14 protein-coding genes are annotated in these 19,050 nt (G+C 69.6%); 9 read left to right on the forward strand and 5 right to left on the reverse strand.

Features of this window, described 5'->3' with window-relative positions; genetic code table 11:
- Positions 1-102 precede the first annotated feature (102 nt).
- Complete coding sequence (locus tag ABIA35_RS06900) at positions 103-1,584, forward strand: serine/threonine-protein kinase (protein WP_370357336.1); 1,482 nt, start codon at positions 103-105, stop codon at positions 1,582-1,584.
- On the opposite strand, the gene ABIA35_RS06905 is transcribed toward ABIA35_RS06900, so the two are convergent.
- Positions 1,574-2,596, reverse strand: coding sequence for a zinc-dependent alcohol dehydrogenase family protein (locus ABIA35_RS06905; protein WP_370357337.1), 1,023 nt, complete (start codon positions 2,594-2,596; stop codon positions 1,574-1,576). The genes ABIA35_RS06900 and ABIA35_RS06905 overlap by 11 nt on opposite strands.
- 211 nt (positions 2,597-2,807) lie before the next feature.
- Complete coding sequence (locus tag ABIA35_RS06910; protein ID WP_370357338.1) at positions 2,808-3,275, reverse strand: hypothetical protein; 468 nt, start codon at positions 3,273-3,275, stop codon at positions 2,808-2,810.
- Between the two features lie 126 nt (positions 3,276-3,401).
- On the opposite strand from ABIA35_RS06910, the gene ABIA35_RS06915 reads away from it, so the two are divergent.
- The 4 genes from ABIA35_RS06915 to ABIA35_RS06930 all read left to right on the forward strand — a co-directional run bounded on the left by ABIA35_RS06915 (position 3,402) and on the right by ABIA35_RS06930 (position 11,550).
- Entirely contained in the window at positions 3,402-9,149 is a 5,748-nt protein-coding gene (locus tag ABIA35_RS06915) for a S8 family serine peptidase (RefSeq protein WP_370357339.1), read from the forward strand.
- A gap of 219 nt (positions 9,150-9,368) precedes the next feature.
- Entirely contained in the window at positions 9,369-9,863 is a 495-nt protein-coding gene (locus ABIA35_RS06920) for a SigE family RNA polymerase sigma factor (RefSeq protein WP_370357340.1), read from the forward strand.
- Entirely contained in the window at positions 9,863-10,336 is a 474-nt protein-coding gene (locus tag ABIA35_RS06925) for a hypothetical protein (RefSeq protein WP_370357341.1), read from the forward strand. Before ABIA35_RS06920 ends, ABIA35_RS06925 begins: the two co-directional genes overlap by 1 nt.
- Positions 10,333-11,550 carry a hypothetical protein gene (locus ABIA35_RS06930; protein ID WP_370357342.1) on the forward strand — a complete coding sequence of 406 codons (1,218 nt, stop codon included), beginning with the start codon at positions 10,333-10,335 and terminating at the stop codon, positions 11,548-11,550. Before ABIA35_RS06925 ends, ABIA35_RS06930 begins: the two co-directional genes overlap by 4 nt.
- Here ABIA35_RS06930 and ABIA35_RS06935 read toward each other — a convergent pair.
- A complete protein-coding gene (locus tag ABIA35_RS06935; protein WP_370357343.1) occupies positions 11,525-11,947 on the reverse strand; it encodes an STAS domain-containing protein in 423 nt (140 codons plus the stop codon). The two genes, ABIA35_RS06930 and ABIA35_RS06935, sit on opposite strands and share 26 nt — an antisense overlap.
- A 156-nt stretch (positions 11,948-12,103) precedes the next feature.
- Between ABIA35_RS06935 and ABIA35_RS06940 the strand changes: the two genes are divergently transcribed.
- Positions 12,104-13,048, forward strand: coding sequence for a helix-turn-helix domain-containing protein (locus ABIA35_RS06940; protein ID WP_370357344.1), 945 nt, complete (start codon positions 12,104-12,106; stop codon positions 13,046-13,048).
- A 173-nt stretch (positions 13,049-13,221) separates the two neighbouring features.
- On the opposite strand, the gene ABIA35_RS06945 is transcribed toward ABIA35_RS06940, so the two are convergent.
- Complete coding sequence (locus ABIA35_RS06945; protein WP_370357345.1) at positions 13,222-13,575, reverse strand: ArsR/SmtB family transcription factor; 354 nt, start codon at positions 13,573-13,575, stop codon at positions 13,222-13,224.
- A gap of 105 nt (positions 13,576-13,680) precedes the next feature.
- On the opposite strand from ABIA35_RS06945, the gene ABIA35_RS06950 reads away from it, so the two are divergent.
- On the forward strand, positions 13,681-15,696 hold the full coding sequence (locus tag ABIA35_RS06950; RefSeq protein ID WP_370357346.1) for a heavy metal translocating P-type ATPase: 2,016 nt from the start codon (positions 13,681-13,683) through the stop codon (positions 15,694-15,696).
- Positions 15,693-16,109, forward strand: a complete 417-nt coding sequence (locus ABIA35_RS06955; RefSeq protein ID WP_370357347.1) for a (2Fe-2S) ferredoxin domain-containing protein — start codon at positions 15,693-15,695, stop codon at positions 16,107-16,109. Before ABIA35_RS06950 ends, ABIA35_RS06955 begins: the two co-directional genes overlap by 4 nt.
- Here ABIA35_RS06955 and ABIA35_RS06960 read toward each other — a convergent pair.
- A complete protein-coding gene (locus ABIA35_RS06960) occupies positions 16,060-16,650 on the reverse strand; it encodes a GtrA family protein (RefSeq protein WP_370357348.1) in 591 nt (196 codons plus the stop codon). The genes ABIA35_RS06955 and ABIA35_RS06960 overlap by 50 nt on opposite strands.
- A gap of 362 nt (positions 16,651-17,012) precedes the next feature.
- Between ABIA35_RS06960 and ABIA35_RS06965 the strand changes: the two genes are divergently transcribed.
- Positions 17,013-18,989: a ricin-type beta-trefoil lectin domain protein gene (locus ABIA35_RS06965; protein WP_370357412.1), complete on the forward strand. Its 1,977-nt coding sequence runs from the start codon at positions 17,013-17,015 to the stop codon at positions 18,987-18,989.
- Positions 18,990-19,050: the final 61 nt, after the last annotated feature.

The following is a 19,050-nucleotide window of genomic DNA, read 5'->3' on the forward strand; positions in this document are numbered from 1 at the left end:
CGAGCGCATACCGCAATCGGCCGGATCCACGTCGGATTCGCGGCGGCCCCGCAGTCGTCGATAACGTACGCCCGGTGAAGCTGCACAGCGCTCGGCACGCCGGTGGGTAGCCCTGTCACCGAACCGCTCAGCCCCCAGGATCCCCGCGAGATAGGCCCGTTCACCATCGTCGGGCTGCTCGGCGCCGGCGGCATGGGCGAGGTCTACCTGGGCAGGTACGACGGGCGGTACGCCGCCGTCAAACGGGTCCGGTCGCGCCTGGTCTCGATCGAACGGTTCAATCGCGAGGTGGCGATCCTGCATCGGGTCCCCCTCGGTGTCGCCCCGGCCATACTGGCCAGCGACAGCACCACCTGGGACCCCTGGCTCGCGACCGAATACGTGCCCGGACTCACCGTGGACGACGCGGTCCGCTCCCTGGGTCCGTTGCCCGCCGACGCCCTGTGGCTGCTGCTGTCCGAGATCGCCACGCACCTGCAAGCCGTACACCGGGCCGGGATCGTGCACCGCGATCTGAAGCCCGCCAACATCATGCTGGTGCACGACGGCGTCAAGCTCATCGACTTCGGCATAGCGCTCGCGGCAGACCAGTCCCGACTCACCAGGGTCGGCGCGAGCTCCGGAACCCACGGGTTCGTCGCGCCGGAACAGGACGCGGGAAGCCGAGAGGCGGCCGCGCCCGCGGACGTGTACTCGCTGGGTGCCACGCTGGTGTATGCGGCGTCGACCGCGACGCCCTATGCCATGCCCGAGATCGAGAACCTCCGTGCGGTGGATGCCGAACTGGCGGACATCGCAGAGTCCTGCCTGGCCTCGGACCCCGAGGCCCGGCCGAGCGCCGCCGACCTGGCCGCGTCGGCCCGCAGTCGTATCGGCGATGCAAGCCTGTCCTGGCCGGCGCCGGTCATGGGACGGATCGCGGTACGGCGCAGCTTCGCCATGGAGAACGCGGAGAACAGGGAGAAGATGGAGACGGTTCTGCCGACGGAACCGGGCCCGACTGAGGCGCGGCCTGGCCGTCGGTCCTTAGCCGGCTGGCGGCGGTTTGCCATTCCCGTCCTGGCGGTGGCGGCTCTGGGCGGAGCAGGCGCCACCGTGCTGGCACTGTCGCCGGGAACCAAGACGAACCCCAAGACGAACACCAACGCGAACATGAGCCCAAGCACGAAAGCCGGCTCAAGCCCGAGCACGGCTTCACCGAGCCTCGCCCCCAGCCCCACATCCTCACCGATCGCCGGCATCAACAGCGCCGACGACCCCGCACGCGTCTCCGGTTCCGAGATCGACGTCGACTACGTGGCCGGCGACGCGGCGTGCTCGGCCTGGCTGGACACCGACGGCGCCGGCCGCCTGGCAGGCGTGCTGAACACCTCGCTGTACCAGTCCTGTTCCGCCGAAGTGCTCCGCAGCGACGGGATGACCTTCACCTTCAGCGCGTCACAGGGCGCCGAGAAGACCAACTACCTCCCGGACTGGGGCGACACCACCATGCGGATCTGCGTGTGGCACGCGAACGACAAGTCCGACCAGAAGTGCTCGCCGCTGTTCGCCATGAACGGGACCACGCCGGCCGTCAAGGCTTAAGCAGGACCTTGATGGCCCGACGCTCGTCCATGGCCTGATACGCCTCGGCAGCCTGGTCCAGCGGCAGTACCAGGTCGAAGACCCGGCCCGGATCGAGCTGCCGCTTCCAGACCAGGTCGATCAGTTCCGGAAGGAAGCGGCGCACCGGGGCGTTGCCGCCGTGCAGGTGGGCGTGGGAGAAGAACAGCTCCTGGCCGTCCAAGGTCACGCCGTGGGAGACACCGACATACCCGACATGGCCGCCGGGACGCGTGGAGCGGATCGCCTGCAGCATCGACTGCTGAGTGCCCACCGCCTCGATGACCGAATGCGCGCCGAACCCGCCGGTCATCTCCTTGACGCGGGCCACGCCCTCGTCGCCGCGCTCGGTGACGATGTCGGTGGCGCCGAACTCGCGGGCCATCCTCTGCCGCGGCTCGTGCCGGCTCATCGCGATGATCCGCTCCGCGCCGAAGTGCTTGGCCGACAGCACGCCGAGCAAGCCCACCGCGCCGTCGCCGACCACGACGACGGTCTTGCCCGGTCCCGCCTCGGCGGCCGACGCGGCGAACCAGCCGGTGGCCAGCACATCGGAGGTGGTCAGCAGGCTCGGAACCAGGTCGTCCTCCGGCGTGCCCGGCGTGGCGACCAGCGTGCCGTCGGCCAGCGGCACCCGCAGCCGCTCGGCCTGAGCGCCCAGGTCGTTGATCCACTCACGCTGCACGCACGAGGTCTGGTAGCCCGCCCGGCAGTTCTCGCAGGTGTTGTCCGAGACGGAGAACCCGCCGACCACGAAATCACCGGGCTTCACCGTGGTCACCGCATCGCCGACCTGCTCCACGACGCCCACGTACTCGTGCCCGATCGGAGACGGGGCCTGGATCGCGTCGGTGCCGCGGTAGGCCCACAGGTCCGAGCCGCACACACAGGCCGCCACCACGCGGATGACGGCATCCGTCGCCGCCTCGATCTTCGGCTCGGGACGCTCCTCCACCCGGAAGTCGCCAGGTCCGTACATCACGACGCCACGCATGGTCGCTCTCCTCGCCTGGCCGCTCTCCTCGCCTCGATGCGCCAGGCCGCGAACCACGGCCGGGCGGGCTGGGGGCCACACCATCCAGGAAACCGGCATCGCCCTCGATCAGCGAGTTGCAGCCGATGGAGAAGTAGGCCCTGCCAGCGTTTCGCCTGGCAGGGAGGCAAGAAGGCCCGCCACAGCGACGCGACCGACTCGCACGAATGACCTAATCGGAGCCGACCGGCCCGTCCATGATCGCGAAATCGACGAAGTCGACGCGCGGATCGCGGCGCACAGCCAGCAGCTGATCGGCGCTCAGCCGGGCGGTGAGCCAGACACCCGTGACGACCACCTCTGACTCCCCCAGCCCGATCGCGCGCGCCACGTCGAGCGGATCGCCGTCCATCAGCATGGCCGTGTAGCGGTCCGGGGTCCGCGGGTCGGGGGCGATGCCGATGAACGGGGCGAGACGGTCCGGGTCGGGTTCGGTCCGCTCGACCAGCCGATGCCGTTCGGCCGCGGCACGCTGGTCAGGGGTGAGCGCCGCGGTGAAGCCGGCCGAGCCGGTCCGCAGGACTCGGGAATCGTCCAGACCGAGGTCCCTCCGGAGCTCCGGGGGCACCTGACGGTCGAAGGCCGTGTCTCGCAGCACGATCAGCATGGCGATGGCGTCCGGTCCGGTCCCGTCCAGCATGTGATCCCCTCAGGGTTTACCCGACTATCTCAGGCTGCTTAGACTGAGCGGCACTCGCGCTCGCATGTTCGAGCGCTGGGATACACACTTCCGGTCCGTTACCGGGCCAATGCTACGGGGGCAAAGGTGTCACGGGTCAAACCTCTGCGTGCTTCCTTCTTCGCCGCGCTCGTCCTCGGGCTCGCGGTCGGCACCGTCAATCCGGCCGCGGCCGCGGCCGCGGCTGCGGCTGCGTCAACAGCCAGAGCCACAGCCACCCCGCACCATGCGGGCGCGGCCGCCCCGGCGGGCACCGGGCCGATCCTCGACTCCGGCAGCCCGGACGCCGTCGCCGGACAGTACATCGTCGTCCTGCAGGCGTCCGCGGTCACCGGCACGACCACCGCCACGGACGTGGCCCAGAGCCTGACCACCACCTACGGCGGCACGTTCAGCCAGGTCAACGACGGGTTCCAGGCCTTCACCCTGAACGCCACCGACGCGATAGCCGGCGCCATCGCCGGGGACAGCCGCGTCGACTACGTCGACCAGGACCAGTACGACGAGGCGGACGGCACCCCGCCGCCGGTGCAGGACAACCCCGACTGGGGCCTGGCGCGGATCAACCAGCGCGTGGCGGATCTGGGCGGCGATCCCCAGTACGCTGCCGGCTCCTCGGCCGGCGTCACCATCTACGTGGTCGACTCCGGCGTCCAGATCGGGAACCCCGACTTCGGCGGCCGGGCGAGCTACGCCTACAACGCGCTCACCAATACCGTGGGCAACGCGCCGGACTGCTCAGTCGGCGTCGGACACGGCACACCGGTCGCCGCCCTCGCCGCCGGGACCGTCTACGGCGCGGCCAAGCAGGCCACGATCAAGTCGGTGAAGGTCCTCGACTGCGACTCCTCGGGCACGCTCCAGGAGAGCCCGGGCGCGGTCACCGACCGCGGGCTGGGCTGGATCCTGCAGAACGCCACGGCACCGGCGGTGGTGAACCTGAGCCTCGGCGGCGAGGAGGTGAACGCCTCCCGGGCCGACCTCGTCAACCGCCTGGTGGCCAAGGGTTTCATCGTGACCATGGCGGCCGGCAACAAGGGCGTCGACGCGTGCACCGCCACCCCGGGCAGCCAGACCAAGGACAAGGTGCCGCTGGACGCGATCGTCGTGGGGGCGTCGGGCCTGGACAAGACCGTCACCCCGCCGACGGACAAGATCTGGTCGCTGTCCAACGTCGGCAAGTGCCTGACGTTGTTCGCGCCGGGCCAGAACGTCACCTCACTCCGGGCCAACGGCACCCCGGCCACCCTGAGCGCGTTCGGGACGTCGTACGCCACGCCCTATGTCTCCGGCGCCGCCGCGATCCTGTTGGCCGCGAACCCCACGCTCAAGCAGGACCAGGTCAAGCAGGCGATCCTGGACGACGCCACGTCGCGGGCCACCAACGGCGTCGCCGAGCTCATCGCCGGGACCACCAAGACCTTCTCGCCCGACTTCCTCCTGCACGTCACCCCGCCGGCGCAGAACGCGGTCACGGTGGACGGCCCCGCGGTCTCGCAGCAGGTGCCCTCCGGCGCCCAGGCGGTGGACTACACGTTCACGGGCACCGCCGGACAGTCGGTGTACGTCAACGGGACCGCCGGCGCGTTCAACGCCGGCATCGCCCTGTACGACCCGCTGGGCACCGAGTTGGGGAGCGGCAGCCACGCCGGCTACAACTCCGGACAGCAGGAGACCTGGATCAACCCGGTCAACCTCCCGCGCACCGGTACCTACTCGATCCACATCGTCCCGGCCGCGGGCGCGACCGGCTCGGTCTCGGTGCAGGTGCTCACGTTCGCCACCGCCACGGCGACGGTGAACGGCCCCGTGGTGTCCTCGACGGTCACCTCCGCGCTGCCCGGCCGCCGGGTGGTGGCGACCTTCGCCGGCACCGCCGGGCAGACGATCTCGGTCAACGGGACCGGCATCTCCTCGGCGTCCACCATCACGCTGTACGACCCCAAGGGGACGCAGATCGCGAGCGCCTCCAGCTACGCGTCGGACGCGGGCGCCGTGAAGCAGTGGATCCAGGCCGCCAACCTCAGCGCGACCGGGACCTACTCGCTGTACATCACGCCCGCTCCCGGAGCGACCGGAACGTTCAGTCTCCAGGTCCTCGGCGACGCCGCCCTCGCGGCGACGGTGAACGGCCCCGCGGTGTCCTCGACGATCACCTCCGCGCTGCCCGGCCGCCGGGTGGTGGCGACCTTCGCCGGCACCGCCGGCCAGACCGTGCTCATCAACGGGACCAGCGGCGCGTTCAACAGCTCTCTGACTCTGTTCGACCCCAAGGGAACCCAGATCGGCAGCGGGTACAGCTACGGATCAGACTCCGGTGCCGTCAAGGGCTGGATCGCCCCGGTCAATCTGAGCGCGACCGGCACCTACACGCTGTACTTCACGCCCGCCGCGAACGCCACCGGCACAGTGAGTCTCCAGGTCCTGAGCGACGCCACGGCCACCGCGACGGTCAACGGCGCGGCGGTCTCCTCGACCATCACGACAGCCTTGCCCGGACGGCGCATCGCGGCGACGTTCAGCGGTACCGCCGGCCAGACCATCCTCGTCAACGGCACCAGCGGCGCGTTCAACAGCACCCTGACTCTGTACGACCCGAAGGGGTCCCAGATCGCGAGCGGCTACAGCTACGCGTCCGACTCCGGCACGGCCAAAACCTGGATCGCCCCGGTCAACGTGAGCGCGACCGGGGCCTACACGCTGTACATCACGCCGGTCGCCGGAGCCTCCGGCACCGTCAAGCTCCAGGTCCTGAACGACGCCACGGCCACCGCGACGGTCAACGGGGCGGCGGCGTCCTCGACCATCACGACAGCCTTGCCGGGACGGCGCATCGCAGCGACGTTCGCCGGAACCGCCGGCCAGACCATCCTCGTCAACGGCACCAGCGGCACGTTCAACAGCACCCTGACTCTGTACGACCCGAAGGGGTCCCAGATAGCGAGCGGCTACAGCTACGCCTCTGACTCCGGCTCCGCCAAAACCTGGATCACCCCGGTCAATCTGAGCGCGACCGGCACCTACACGCTGTACGTCACGCCGGCCGCGGGCGGGACCGGGACGGTGAGCCTGCAAGTCCTCACCGACGCCACCATGACCGCCACGATCGACGGCGCCGCGGTGTCCTCGACCATCACCTCGGCGCTGCCCGGGCGGCGCATCGCGGCGACGTTCAGCGGCACCGCCGGACAGCGGGTCTACGTCAACGGCAGCAGCGGCACCTTCAACTCCAGCGTCACCCTCGTGGACCCGAAGGGCGTCCAGATCGCCAGCGGTTCCAGCCTCTCGACGGACCTGGGACTTCGAGCGTCGTGGATCTCGCCGACCAACCTGAGCGCCACCGGCACGTACACGCTGTACTTCACCCCCAGCGCCGGGGCGACCGGGACCATCACGTTCCAGGTCATCGGCAGCTTCGTCACGGCGAGCACCGGGGTCAACGGCCTTCCGACGTCGGTGACCATCCCCAGCTCGACGCCCGGCAAGATCATGGCGATCACGTTCTCCGGCAGCGCCGGCAGCGCGGTCAGCATGCTGGGGATCACCGGTGCGATCGGCGGGACACTGGCCGTGTACGACCCGGACGGCCTGAAGATCGCCTCCGGCATCGCCGTCCCGCTCTACCCCTGCCCCGACGAAGAGCTTCCGGGGACCTGCCCGCAGGTGCTGATCGCGCCGGTCACGCTCCCGATCACCGGCACCTACACGGTCTACTTCACCCCGGCGGCGGTGAACACGGGCTCGGTCAGCGTCTGGGTCACCGGCGCCTCCGGCACGCCGCCCACCGTGACCACGATCAACGCCTCGGCGACCGTCGACGGCGCGATCGTGCCGGTCACGATCCCCACGGCGGCGGCGGGCAACCGGGTCGCGGTCACCTTCTCGGCATCCGCCGGGCAGACCGTCTACGTCAACAACAGCAGCAACTCCATGAGCTGCAGCGGCGACACGTTCTCGCTGGTCGGCCCCGGCGGGCAGATCGTCGTCCCCTCCTACTCACCGACGCTGTACCTGTGCAATCTCACCACGGTGCTCGCACCGACGGGCCTGCCGACCGCCGGCACCTACACGCTCTACATCGTTCCGGACGCGAGCCAGCACGGCACCGCGAACCTGCAGGTGCTGAGCAGCCTGCCGACTGTGTCGGCGACGGTGGACGGCGCGATCGTGCCGATCAGCATCCCGACGACGGCGCCGGGCCAGCGGCTGGCGATCACCTTCTCCGGGACCGCCGGCCAGGCCGTCTACCTCAACAACAGCAGCAACTCCATGAGCTGCGGCAGCGACACCTACTCGCTGGTCGGACCGAATGGGCAGATCGTCATCCCGGCGTACTCGCCGACGCTGTACCTGTGCAACCTCACCAACGTCCTGATGGCGACCGGACTCCCGGCGACCGGAACATACACGTTCTACATCACTCCGGACGGAACTCAGCACGGCTCCGCGAACCTGCAGGTGTTGAGCCAGTATGTGAACGTCGCGGCGACCGTCGACGGCGCGATCGTCCCGGTCACCATTCCGGCCACCGCACCGGGTCAACGCGCCGCGATCACGTTCAGCGGGACGGCCGGCCAGGCCGTCTACCTCAACAACAGCAGCAACTCCATGAGCTGCGGCAGCGACACCTACTCGCTGGTCGGACCGAATGGGCAGATCGTCATCCCGGCGTACTCGCCGACGCTGTACCTGTGCAACCTGACGAACGTCCTGATGGCGACCGGGCTCCCGGCCACGGGCACGTACACGTTCTACATCGTCCCGAGCGGCACTCAACATGGCGCGGCGAATCTTCAGGTGCTGAGTCAGTACGTGAACGTCGCGGCGACTGCTGACGGCGCGATCGTCCCGGTCACCATTCCGGCTACCGCACCGGGCGAGCGAGCCGCGATCAGCTTCACCGGAACCGCGGGACAGACGGTCTACCTCAACAACAGCAGCAACTCCATGAGCTGCGGCAGCGACACCTACTCGCTGGTCGGACCCAGCGGGCAGATCATCATCCCGGCGTACTCGCCGACGCTGTACCTGTGCAACCTGACGAACGTCCTGGCGACCACCGGGCTGCCGGTTGCCGGGACGTACACGTTCTACATCGTCCCGAACGGCACTCAACATGGCGCGGCGAATCTTCAGGTGCTGAGTCAGTACGTGAACGTCGCGGCGACCGTTGACGGCGCGATCGTCCCGGTCACCATTCCGGCCACCGCACCGGGCCAACGGGCCGCGATCAGCTTCACCGGAACCGCGGGACAGACGGTCTACCTCAACAACAGCAGCAACTCCATGAGCTGCGGCAGCGACACCTACTCGCTGGTCGGACCCAGCGGGCAGATCATCATCCCGGCGTACTCGCCGACGCTGTACCTGTGCAACCTGACGAACGTGCTGGCCGCCACCGGACTGCCGGCCACCGGGACGTACACGTTCTACATCGTCCCGAGCGGCCCCCAGCAGGGGGCGGCCAACCTCCAGGTGCTGAGCAAGGATCTGGCAGTCTCCGCGACGGTGGGCGGCGCGGGTGTCCCGGTCACCATCCCGGACACCTCGCCGGGCCAGCGTGTGGCGCTCACCTTCGCCGGGACCGCCGGCCAGGCGGTGTTCATCACCAGCGTCAACACCTCGATGAGCTGTGGCGGCGACACCTACTCGCTGATCGGGCCGAACGGACAGCCGGTCGTCCTGAACTACAGCCCGTCGCTGTACCTGTGCAACGCGACCTCGCTGCTCCAGCCGACCGGCCTGCCGGCGACGGGGACGTACACGCTCTACGTCATCCCGGACGGCGCGCAGCATGGCACGGCGACCGTCCAGGTGCAGCAGTACGGCCCCTGATCCCGCGCCTCACAGAAACAGAAACAGAAGCAGCAACAGACCAGACAGCGGGGCCCGGTGAGAGGATCACCGGGCCCCGCTGTCCGTATGTCCGCATGTCCTGGCGGCTCGGGCAGCTCGGACTGCTCAGTCCCGCGCTCGACGCCATTCCTTGTCAACCAGGTTCGCCTCCCGGTGCGTAGTACTGGTGACAGCGTTCCCATCAGCAAGGAGTCGGCATTGACCGAGGAGGAGTTCACCGAGTTCTACACCCACTCGGTTCGTCGGCTCGTCGGCCAGTTGTACACGATGACCGGAGATCTGCACGAAGCCCAGGACGTGGTCCAGGAGGCCTTCGAGCGTGCCTGGGGACATCGGCGTGCCCTGGATCGCGACGGTGCGCCCGAGGCGTGGGTGCGCCGCACCGCCTGGCGCCTGGCGGTCAGCCGGTGGCGGCGGGCGCGGGTCGGGGCGCAGGCCTGGCTGCGGCGCGACGACGCGCAGCTGGTGCCGGGACCGGACCCCGGCGGCGTGGACCTGGCGTTGGCGCTGCGGGTCCTGCCGTCCCGGCAGCGGATATGCGCGGCGCTGTTCTACGTCTGCGATCTGCCGGTCGACCAGATCGCCGCCGAGACCGGGCTGGCCTCCGGCACCGTCAAGACCCACCTGTCCCGGGCCCGGACCGCTCTGGCCGCACTGCTCGGCGAGCCCTCCCCCAGTGAGGAGACCCCGTGATGTCCCCCGACGACGAGCGCATCGCCGCGGCCCTGCGCCACACGGCATCCCGGGCGGCGTCACAGGCCGCGCCGTCCACGGCCGAGCGGATCACCGGCCGCGGCAAGGCCCGCCACCGGCGCCGGATCGCCACGGCGGTGATCGGAGGCGCGGGTGTGGGCGTGGCGATCGTCTTGGTCGTCACCGCGACGGGTTCCCCGCGGAGCGACGAGCCCTCCCCCGGTTTGCACGCGTCGAACACCGCGACGGCGCCGGTGCCGACGACGCCCCCTGCGACCGGGACCAGCCTCCCGGCTGATCCCCTTTCCAGCACCGCCAGCACAGCCGGCTCGGGCAGCACGGCCAGTTCGGCCAGCACAGCCAGCTCGTCCGTCTCGTCGCAGTCGGTCGGCGACCCGTCCTCGTCCACGGGGCCGGCCAGGAACTCCGACGGTCAGAGCTCCGGCGGTCAGAGCTCGGGCGGTCACCCGTGACGCTGCCGCTGCTAGACCACCAGGCGTCCGCGACCACCACGAGTCCGGCGACCCCGACGGCTCCGGAAACCCAGGAAGCCCCGGCAACCGGCACACCAAGCCGGCGCGCCTGGCACGCCGCACAACCGGTGCTGCTCGTCTACGCCATCGCGGCCGTGCTGCACATCGCACTGCTGGTCGCCCTGATCCCCGCCGGCGGCCCCGGCCTCGCCGATCGCCTGCAGGCTTGGGACGGCCAGCGCTACGTGGAGATCGCGGCGCACGGCTATCCCAGCGGATTCACCTACACCGCGGACGGTCAGATCTGGGGCAACAACCTGGCCTTCTTCCCCCTGTTCCCCCTTCTGATCCGCGCCGTCCACCCGGTCACGGGTCTGGGCTGGGAAGGTGCCGCCATCGTCGTGTCGCAGCTGTCGATGCTCGCAGCCCTGCTGGCCGTACACCGCCTGCTGACACGCCTGTACACCCGCCGCACGGCCACGATGGGCATCATTCTGCTCGCGATGGCCCAGCCGATGTCACTGGCGTTCTTCATGGCCTACAGCGAGTCGTTGTTCCTCGCCCTGGCCGCCGGCACTCTGCTCGCGGCCGAGCGTCGTTCGTGGCTCACCGCCGGAGTGCTGGCATCTCTGACAGGGCTTACGCGTCCCGCGGGCGTGGCCGCCGCCGCAGCCCTGGCCGTCGCCGCGGCGCTGCATCTGTACCGGCGACGAGAACTTCAGTGGCGGCCGGCCGCGGGCGTCGTCATCGGCAGCCTCGGCATGCCCGGCTACCTGCTGTGGGTGGCCCACCGGGCCGGCACACCCGGTGCCTGGTTCGCCGTCCAACGCGCCTGGGGCACCCACTGGGACTGGGGCACCTCATTCCTGAAGTATCTGGCGCAATCCCTGACCACCGGGGACGGCTGGATCCAGGTGAGCGTCGCGATCCTGCTCCTTGCGCACCTCGCCGTCACCGCTTTGGTCTGCCGTCGCGGGACCTGGCCCCCACTGCTCGTCTACGGTGCCGTGATCATGATCCTGGCCCTCGGGCAAAGCAACTACTACCACTCCAAACCACGGCTGCTCGTACCGGCGTTGGTGTTCCTGATCCCCCTGGCCGACGCGCTGGCCCGCGCACGCCCCGCCCCCAGAGCCGTCGGCATAACCTGTGCCGCGCTGTTCGGCTGCTGGTACGGCGCCTACATGCTCACAGTCTGGTCGTACGCGATCTGACCGCATGAGTATCGCAGGTCTTTGATGCTCCCGCCCCGCGGGCATGCGGCGCGCGATGCAGCGGGTCGACGGCGTCGGCGACCGTGGGCACGGTCGCGAACTGCGCGGTCAGACCGAGCAGGCTCAGCAGCATGGCCAGGCGCTCGCGGACGCCGGCGAGCACGAACAGCCCGCCGAGTCCCCGCGCGGCACTGTCGGCACGCTCGATCAGGTGCAGGCCGGCCGTGTCGCAGAAGGTCACGCCGGAACAGTCCAGGACCACCAGCGCCGAGGGATTCAGGTGGTAGGCGAGGTGCAGCCACAGTTCGTCGACCGTGTCCAGGTCGACCTCTCCGATGGGGCGAACCACGGCGGTGCCGTTATCGTTGGTGGAGGTGCATGTGAATTGGCTGGTCATCGGGTTCACCGCCTTGTCGCTGCATCACTGCTAACGACAACTTCACAATAAGTATTCGAATGCCTCAACCCGGAATACGAACGCCACAGTACGTAAAGCGTTACCTTCGGCCGGTTACAAGCACGCCATCCGATACAGCGCACAAGGACGACGGCCATGACAGTCCTCGAGGCCACCGATGTGGAGACGATCCGCCAGATCTTCTCCGAGATGTACAACGTCCGGCGGTTCACGCCGAACCCGGAATACAACCGCATCCGAGTGAGCCGGCAGACCGTGAGCTCCTTGGCGCAGCGTCACGACTTCACCTTCAGCATCGACTCCCATGTGCGGGGCGACCCACTTCACGCGCTCTACTTCGGCCACATCCGCACCGGCGCCGTCACCTACCACCGCGGCCACACCAGCCACACCTACGTCGGCGGCGAGGCCTTTCTCGCGGTCCAGCCCGACCATCTTCTGATCGCGGACCTCGTCCATCCCGAAATGGACTACACCGTCTTGGACGAGTCCCTGCTCGACCAAGTCGCCCAAGGCTCATCAGACGCCCCGGACAAGCGGATCCATTTCACCGGCTACGGCCCGGCCACGGCCGCCGACACCGACTTGTGGCTGCGCACGACCGCGTACGTCGACGACATGGCCGCCTCCGCCGGCGACCACGCCCTGGTGACCCGCGCCGCGGCCAGACTGCTGGCGGCCACCGCGTTGAGCGTCTTCCCCAACACCGCGGTGGTCGAGCCCGGCAGCGTCGATCGGCGCGACGCACACCCGCGCACGCTGCGCCGTGCCATGACGTTCCTGCAAGAACACGCGGCCGAGGACATCAGCGCCGCCGACATCGCCGCCGCGTCCGGCACGAGCATCCGCGCCGTACAGCTCGCGTTCCACCACCACCTGGGGACGACTCCGACGGTCTACCTGCGCCGGATCCGGATGCAGCACGCCCACGACGACCTGCGGGCCGCAGACCCGGAAACCACCACCGTCACCCAGATCGCCGCCTCTTGGGGCTTCTGGAACCCCGGCCGCTTCGCTGCCTACTACCGCAGTACCTTCGGATGCGCGCCAGGAGACACACTCCACGACCGCAGTCCGTGACAATGCCAGACAAGGCCGAGACAAGGCCGAGACAAGGCCGACGGGCCCGAGGCGGTATGCCAGGGATCCGTCGCGCCAAGCGGCTGCCTGCTTTTCGAGATGCTGCTCGGCCTTTGCCGTGAGCTGCTCGGCCTTGCCTTCAGCACTCTTGTTCGTCTTCGAACGGACTGGCGTCAAGCCTGGTCGCTCATGCCCATGCGCAGGTGGTCGGCGTGGTAAATGGCCTGGTCGAGCAGTTCGGCGACGTGGTTGTCGTAGAGCGCGTAGATCATCGACTTGCCGTGGCGTTCGGCGGTGACCAGACCGAGGTTGCGCAGCAGGCGCAGCTGGTGCGAGCAGGCCGACTGCTCCATGCCGACCGCCGTGGCGATGGCGGTCGCGGCCAGCGGGCCTTCGCGCAGGCGCGCCAGGATCAGCAGGCGCGACGGGGTGGCGAGGGCTTGGAGCGTGGTCGCGACGCGGGCGGCGCTGGCGGCGTCCAGACGGACGCGCGGCACGGCTTCGGCGGGAGGTGCTCCATGACCCATGGCGACAGTCTACCTCCGGGGAACATATGAATCACTCTTCAAGTGTTCCTGTAGAGTGGCGGGGTTGGATCGTCCTGAACGCTTGTGATCAAGGGCTTGCCTCTGATGTCTTCCCTCCTCGCCACCGGGCCCGAGCGGGCCGCGACCGCCACCCCGCCGGTCGACCGGGCTTCGCGCCGGTTTCAGGTCTTCGCGCTGCCTGAAGTGCGGTGGGCCTCTACGGCGCTGCTGCTTTTCCTGGTCGCGCTGCCGCTTCAGCTGACCGGTGCACCGGTTTGGATCTGGGGCCCGCTCTACGCGGCGGTGTACGTGACCGGCGGGTGGGAGCCGGGGTGGGCCGGGCTTCAGGCGCTCCGGGAGAAGACCCTCGACGTCGACCTGCTGATGGTGGTCGCGGCCATCGGCGCGGCAGCGATCGGGCAGGCGCTGGACGGTGCGCTGCTGATCGTCATCTTCGCCACCTCGGGGGCGCTGGAGGCGGTGGCCACGCACCGCACCGAACAAGCCGTGCGGGGGCTGTTGGACCTGGCGCCGGAACGCGCGACCCGGATCACCGCCGACGGCGCCGAGGAACTCGTGGACGCCGTCGCCCTCGCGGTCAGCGACCGGATCCTGGTCCGGCCCGGCGAGCGGATCGCCGCCGACGGCCAAGTGATCGGCGGCGCCTCCGACGTGGATCAGGCCACGATCACCGGCGAGCCGCTGCCGGTGTCGAAGACCTTCGGCGACGAGGTGTTCGCCGGCACCCTGAACGGCACCGGGGCCCTGACCGTCCAGGTCGACCGCGTCGCGGCGGACACCGTCGTGGCGCGGATCGTGGCGATGGTCGAGGAGGCCTCGGCCACCAAGGCCAGGACGCAGCTGTTCATCGAGAAGGTGGAGCAGCGCTACTCCCTCGGCATGGTCGTCGCGACGGTGCTGCTGTTCGTCGTCCCGCTGCTGGCCGGCGCGGCCTTCCAGAGCAGTCTGCTGCGCGCGATGACGTTCATGATCGTCGCTTCGCCGTGCGCGGTGGTGCTGGCCACGATGCCGCCGCTGCTGGCCGCCATGGCCAACGCGGGACGGCACGGCGTGCTGGTGAAGTCGGCCGTGGTGATGGAGCAGCTCGGCGCCACGACCCGGGTCGCCTTCGACAAGACCGGCACGCTCACCGAGGGCCGGCCGCGCCTGGCCGACATCGCCGTCGTGCCCGACGAGATCCTCGACGCGAAGCAGATCCTCGCGCTGGCCGCCGCCGTGGAGAACCCCTCGGAGCATCCGCTGGCCCGCGCGGTCGTGACGGCGGCCAGAGACGCGGGGCTGCATCTGCCACCGGCCACCGGCTTCGCCGCGACACCCGGACGCGGAGTCAGTGCCCTGATCGACGGCCACCGCGTGGAGGCCGGCAGTCCCGGCCATCTGCTCGGCCACTCCCCCGACGCCGACGCCGGTGCCAACGCCAACGCCGATAGCGACACAGCCACAATGGTCGCCCTCATGCAGGAGTCGGGCCAGACCGCAGTAGTCGTACGCATCGATGGCCGTCCGGTGGCGGTGCTGGGCATCGCCGATCGGGTCAGGCCCGCCGCCCCGCACGCGGTCGCCCGCATCACGTCGCTGACCGGTGCCGCCCCCATCCTGCTGACCGGCGACAACGCCGCAGCCGCGCGCCGTCTGGCGCTCGAAGTCGGCATCAGCGATGTGCGGGCGGGCCTCCTGCCGCAGGACAAGGTGGCCGCGGTCCGCGAGTGGGAGTCCGCCGGCCAGAACGTGCTGCTGGTCGGCGACGGCGTCAACGACGCCCCGGCCCTGGCCGCCGCCCACACCGGCGTCGCCATGGGCCGTGCCGGCTCCGACCTCGCCCTGGACACCGCCGACGCCGTCATCATGCGCGACGACCTGGCGACCGTCCCGGCCGTGATCGCGCTGTCCCGCCGCGCCCGCCGCGTGGTGGTCGCGAACCTCGTGATCGCCTCGATCATCATCGCCGGCCTGGTCACCTGGGACCTGGCCGGAACCCTGCCGCTGCCGCTGGGCGTGCTCGGGCACGAGGGCTCCACTGTGATCGTCGGCCTCAATGGTCTGCGAATGCTGCGCAAGAGCATGTGGCGCAAGGCGATGACGAGAGGGGCCGCGGCATGAGCCGTGCGAAGGACAAGCGTGGCGGCGCCGAGGCGCGGCAGCGTCCCGCCACCGTCACCGTGTGCCGCGGCTGCTGCTGCGGCCGGCCGGACAAGACGCCCGGCGTCGATCACGCCGCGCAGCTGACCGCGATCCGCACGGCCGTCCCCGCCGGGCAGGTGCGGATATCGGACTGCCTGGACGTGTGCGAACGCTCGAACGTCGTCGTGATCTCGCCGTCGTCGGCAGGCCGCGCCGCCGGAGGCCGCCCGGTCTGGCTGGGCCTGGTCCACGACACCGACGTCATGACCGACATCGCAGCGTGGATCGACGCCGGCGGGCCGGGCATGGCCGACCTGCCGCCGATCCTGGAGTTGTACGAGTTCAGTCCCTCGCGTCGGGTCCGAAGCGAATCCGGTCTCGACGCGAGCTGACCGCGACGGCCGGGACGGTCTCGAGCTCGGGCTGGAGCCGGGGCTCGGGCTCGGGCTGGTGCACGGGCTGGGGCTGGGGCTGGGGCTGGGGCTCGCGTGCAGCCTCGACGCCCTCGGGGAAGATGAAGGTCCGGTAGCAGTGCAGGCGGAACAACATGCCCAGCGGCAATCCGAACACGTAGCTGGCGACGTTCATCGCCAGCGTGCCGTCCTGGCCCAGGCCGTACTTGCTGATGAAGACGAACATCACCTCGATGACCATGGCCACGCCGTTGACCAGGAAGAAGAAGAACATCTCCCGGCGGCGGTCGATCTTGTCGCGGTCCTTGTAGGTCCAGTACCGATTGCCGACGTACGCCACGCACGTCGCCAGCGCTGTCGCGGTGACCCTGCCGTAGATCTGCTTGCCGGGCTCGGCGACCAGAAACGCGTTGAACACGCCGGAGTTCACGACCAGGGCGACGGCGCCCACCGCCCCGAACTTGCTAACCTCGTGGACGAGGTGCTCGAAGCGGTTGTACAGAGCACGTACGACCGTCACGCCCGCCACCTGTCTTCCATCGGTTTCGTCATCGCGTTCGAGGCTACCGTCGCGCTCTGAGGTGCTTCGGCGGCCTAGGGAAACCTCCACCAAATCTGCTCACCGGGCTCGGCAACGCGCTCGGGGCTTGTGGCTCGGGGCTTGTGGCGCCGGACATCTCCCGCTAACGTTCCGCGCACATCACTCTGCAACGTTGCAAGACCGTCCGGCGGGTTGCCGCTGCAACGTTGCAGAGACCAGCGATCGAGGAGTTCTCCATGATCCGTGGCAGACCACGCCGATTGTTCCGCCGGCAGCTCGGCCGGGCCGGTATCGCGGCCGCCGCCGCATCGCTCCTGCTCGGCTCGGTGACGGTGGGTGTGATGGTCACCGCGACGCCCGCCGCGGCCGCCGCGATGCCGACCACCGGTGTCCTGTACGCGCCGAACCTGTCCGCCAACCCCACCGAGGACGCCAGCTATCCGCGGGTGATCCGCCTGACCGACAGCGGCTCCGCCAACGGCCAGCTGCTCGCCACCTTCGCCCACTCCGGGGTCGGGTCGCAGAAGGCGAACTTCCCCATCTACCGCTCGACCGACGACGGCCACACCTGGTCCGCCTCGCCGATCGGCACCGTCACCGACACCGTGCACGGCTGGGACCTGGACGGCCCGACGCTGTTCGAGCTGCCGCGGGCCGAGGGCTCGCTGCCGGCCGGGACGCTGCTGGCCTCCGGCACGGCGTGGAACCACGGCGACTTCACGCAGCAGGCCGTCGAGGTGTTCGCGAGCACCGACCACGGCGCCACGTGGAGCTATCGCAGCTCCTGCACGTCGGAGTCCGGGATGGCGAACTCCGAGGGCCACGGCATCTGGGAACCGGAGTTCGCGGTGGCCGGAAACGGCGACCTGGTCTGCTACTTCTCCGACGAGCGGCCCTCGACCAACGGCTACAACCAGGTCCTGGCGCACGTCGTGAGCACCGACGGCGGAGCGACCTGGGGCTCGGAGGCCTACGACGTCGCCGTGCAGGACAACGTTCAGCGGCCGGGCATGACCACGGTCATCAAGCTGCCCAACGGCACGTACGGCATGACGTACGAGGACTGCAAAGCCGGCTTCGACCCGGACTCCGCGTGCTCGGTCTACTTCAAGACCTCGCCCGACGGTGAGAACTGGACCCCCGCCTCGGGCCTGGGCAACCTCGTGCAGACCTCCGACGGACGCCACTTCCTGCACACGCCGGGCCTGGCCTGGTCCCCGACCGGCGGCCCGAACGGCACGGTGCTCGTCTCCGGCCAGCGGGTCGTCTCGGGCAACGACGGGGCGATCACGAACCTGGCCGAGACCGGGACCGTGTTGATGGCCAACACGAATCTCGGCGCGGGAACGTGGACCGAGACGACGGCGCCGGTGAACACCAACCCCACCGGCGGCTACGACAGCGGGGAGACGGCGTGCGCCGGCTACAGCTCCCCGATCCTGCCGTCGGTCTCCGGCTCGACGATCCTCTACCTCGCCGGCACGCACCTGAGCAACGGCAAGTGCGAGGTCCAGTTCGGCTACGACGCGGCCCCGGGGCCGACCGGCGCGGTCAAGGGTCCCGGCACGACGAACAAGTGCGTGGACGTGAACACCAACACCTCCACGGACCTGAACACCGTACAGCTCTGGGATTGCAGCGGCGTGCCCGGCCAGCAGTGGTCGGTCGAGCCGGACGGCACGGTACGCGCCTTCGGCAGCTGCCTGGACATCGACGGCAACGGCACGGCCGACTCCACCAAGGTCGAGCTCTTCCACTGCGACAACGCCGGCGGGCAGCAGTGGCGTGAACAGGCCAACGGATCGCTGCTGAACCCGCAGTCCGGACGCTGCCTGGACGACCCGCAGGCCAACACCGCCAACGGGACCCAGCTCCAGATCTACGACTGCAACGGCCTGTCCACGCAACAGTGGAACCTGCCCGGCGCGCCGACCGCGGCGATCACCGGTCCGGGGTCGGCGGGCAAGTGCGTCGACGTGAACACCAACACGCCGAACAGCGGCAACGCGGTGCAGCTCTGGGACTGCAACGGGGTCCAGGGGCAGCAGTGGGCGATGCAGGCGGACGGGACGGTCCGCGCGTTCGGCAAGTGCCTGAACATCATCGGGAACGGCACGGTGAACTCCACCAAGGTCGAACTCAACGACTGCGGCGGGAGCGGGGGCCAGCGATGGGTTCCGCAGGCCAACGGATCGCTGCTGAATCCGCAGTCCGGACGCTGCCTGGACGATCCGCAGGCGAACACCGCCGACGGTACGCAGCTGCAGATCTACGACTGCAATGGGCTGTCCACGCAGCAGTGGACGACCGCCGTCTGACGACTGGCACTGCGTGAGCAACTGGCACCACCAGCATTACAGGCACGACCAGCACCACTAG

The sequence above is a fragment of the Catenulispora sp. MAP12-49 genome (assembly GCF_041262705.1).
GTDB lineage: Bacteria > Actinomycetota > Actinomycetes > Streptomycetales > Catenulisporaceae > Catenulispora.

Coding starts and splice junctions, on each gene's coding strand:
- ABIA35_RS06910 (WP_370357338.1), bottom strand. CDS start 3,275: ATGCTGGACGGGACCGGACCGGACGCCATCGCCATGCTGATCGTGCTG.
- ABIA35_RS06905 (WP_370357337.1), bottom strand. CDS start 2,596: ATGCGTGGCGTCGTGATGTACGGACCTGGCGACTTCCGGGTGGAGGAG.
- ABIA35_RS06965 (WP_370357412.1), top strand. CDS start 17,013: ATGGTCACCGCGACGCCCGCCGCGGCCGCCGCGATGCCGACCACCGGT.
- ABIA35_RS06935 (WP_370357343.1), bottom strand. CDS start 11,947: ATGACCAGCCAATTCACATGCACCTCCACCAACGATAACGGCACCGCC.
- ABIA35_RS06950 (WP_370357346.1), top strand. CDS start 13,681: ATGTCTTCCCTCCTCGCCACCGGGCCCGAGCGGGCCGCGACCGCCACC.
- ABIA35_RS06945 (WP_370357345.1), bottom strand. CDS start 13,575: ATGGGTCATGGAGCACCTCCCGCCGAAGCCGTGCCGCGCGTCCGTCTG.
- ABIA35_RS06955 (WP_370357347.1), top strand. CDS start 15,693: ATGAGCCGTGCGAAGGACAAGCGTGGCGGCGCCGAGGCGCGGCAGCGT.
- ABIA35_RS06940 (WP_370357344.1), top strand. CDS start 12,104: ATGACAGTCCTCGAGGCCACCGATGTGGAGACGATCCGCCAGATCTTC.
- ABIA35_RS06925 (WP_370357341.1), top strand. CDS start 9,863: ATGTCCCCCGACGACGAGCGCATCGCCGCGGCCCTGCGCCACACGGCA.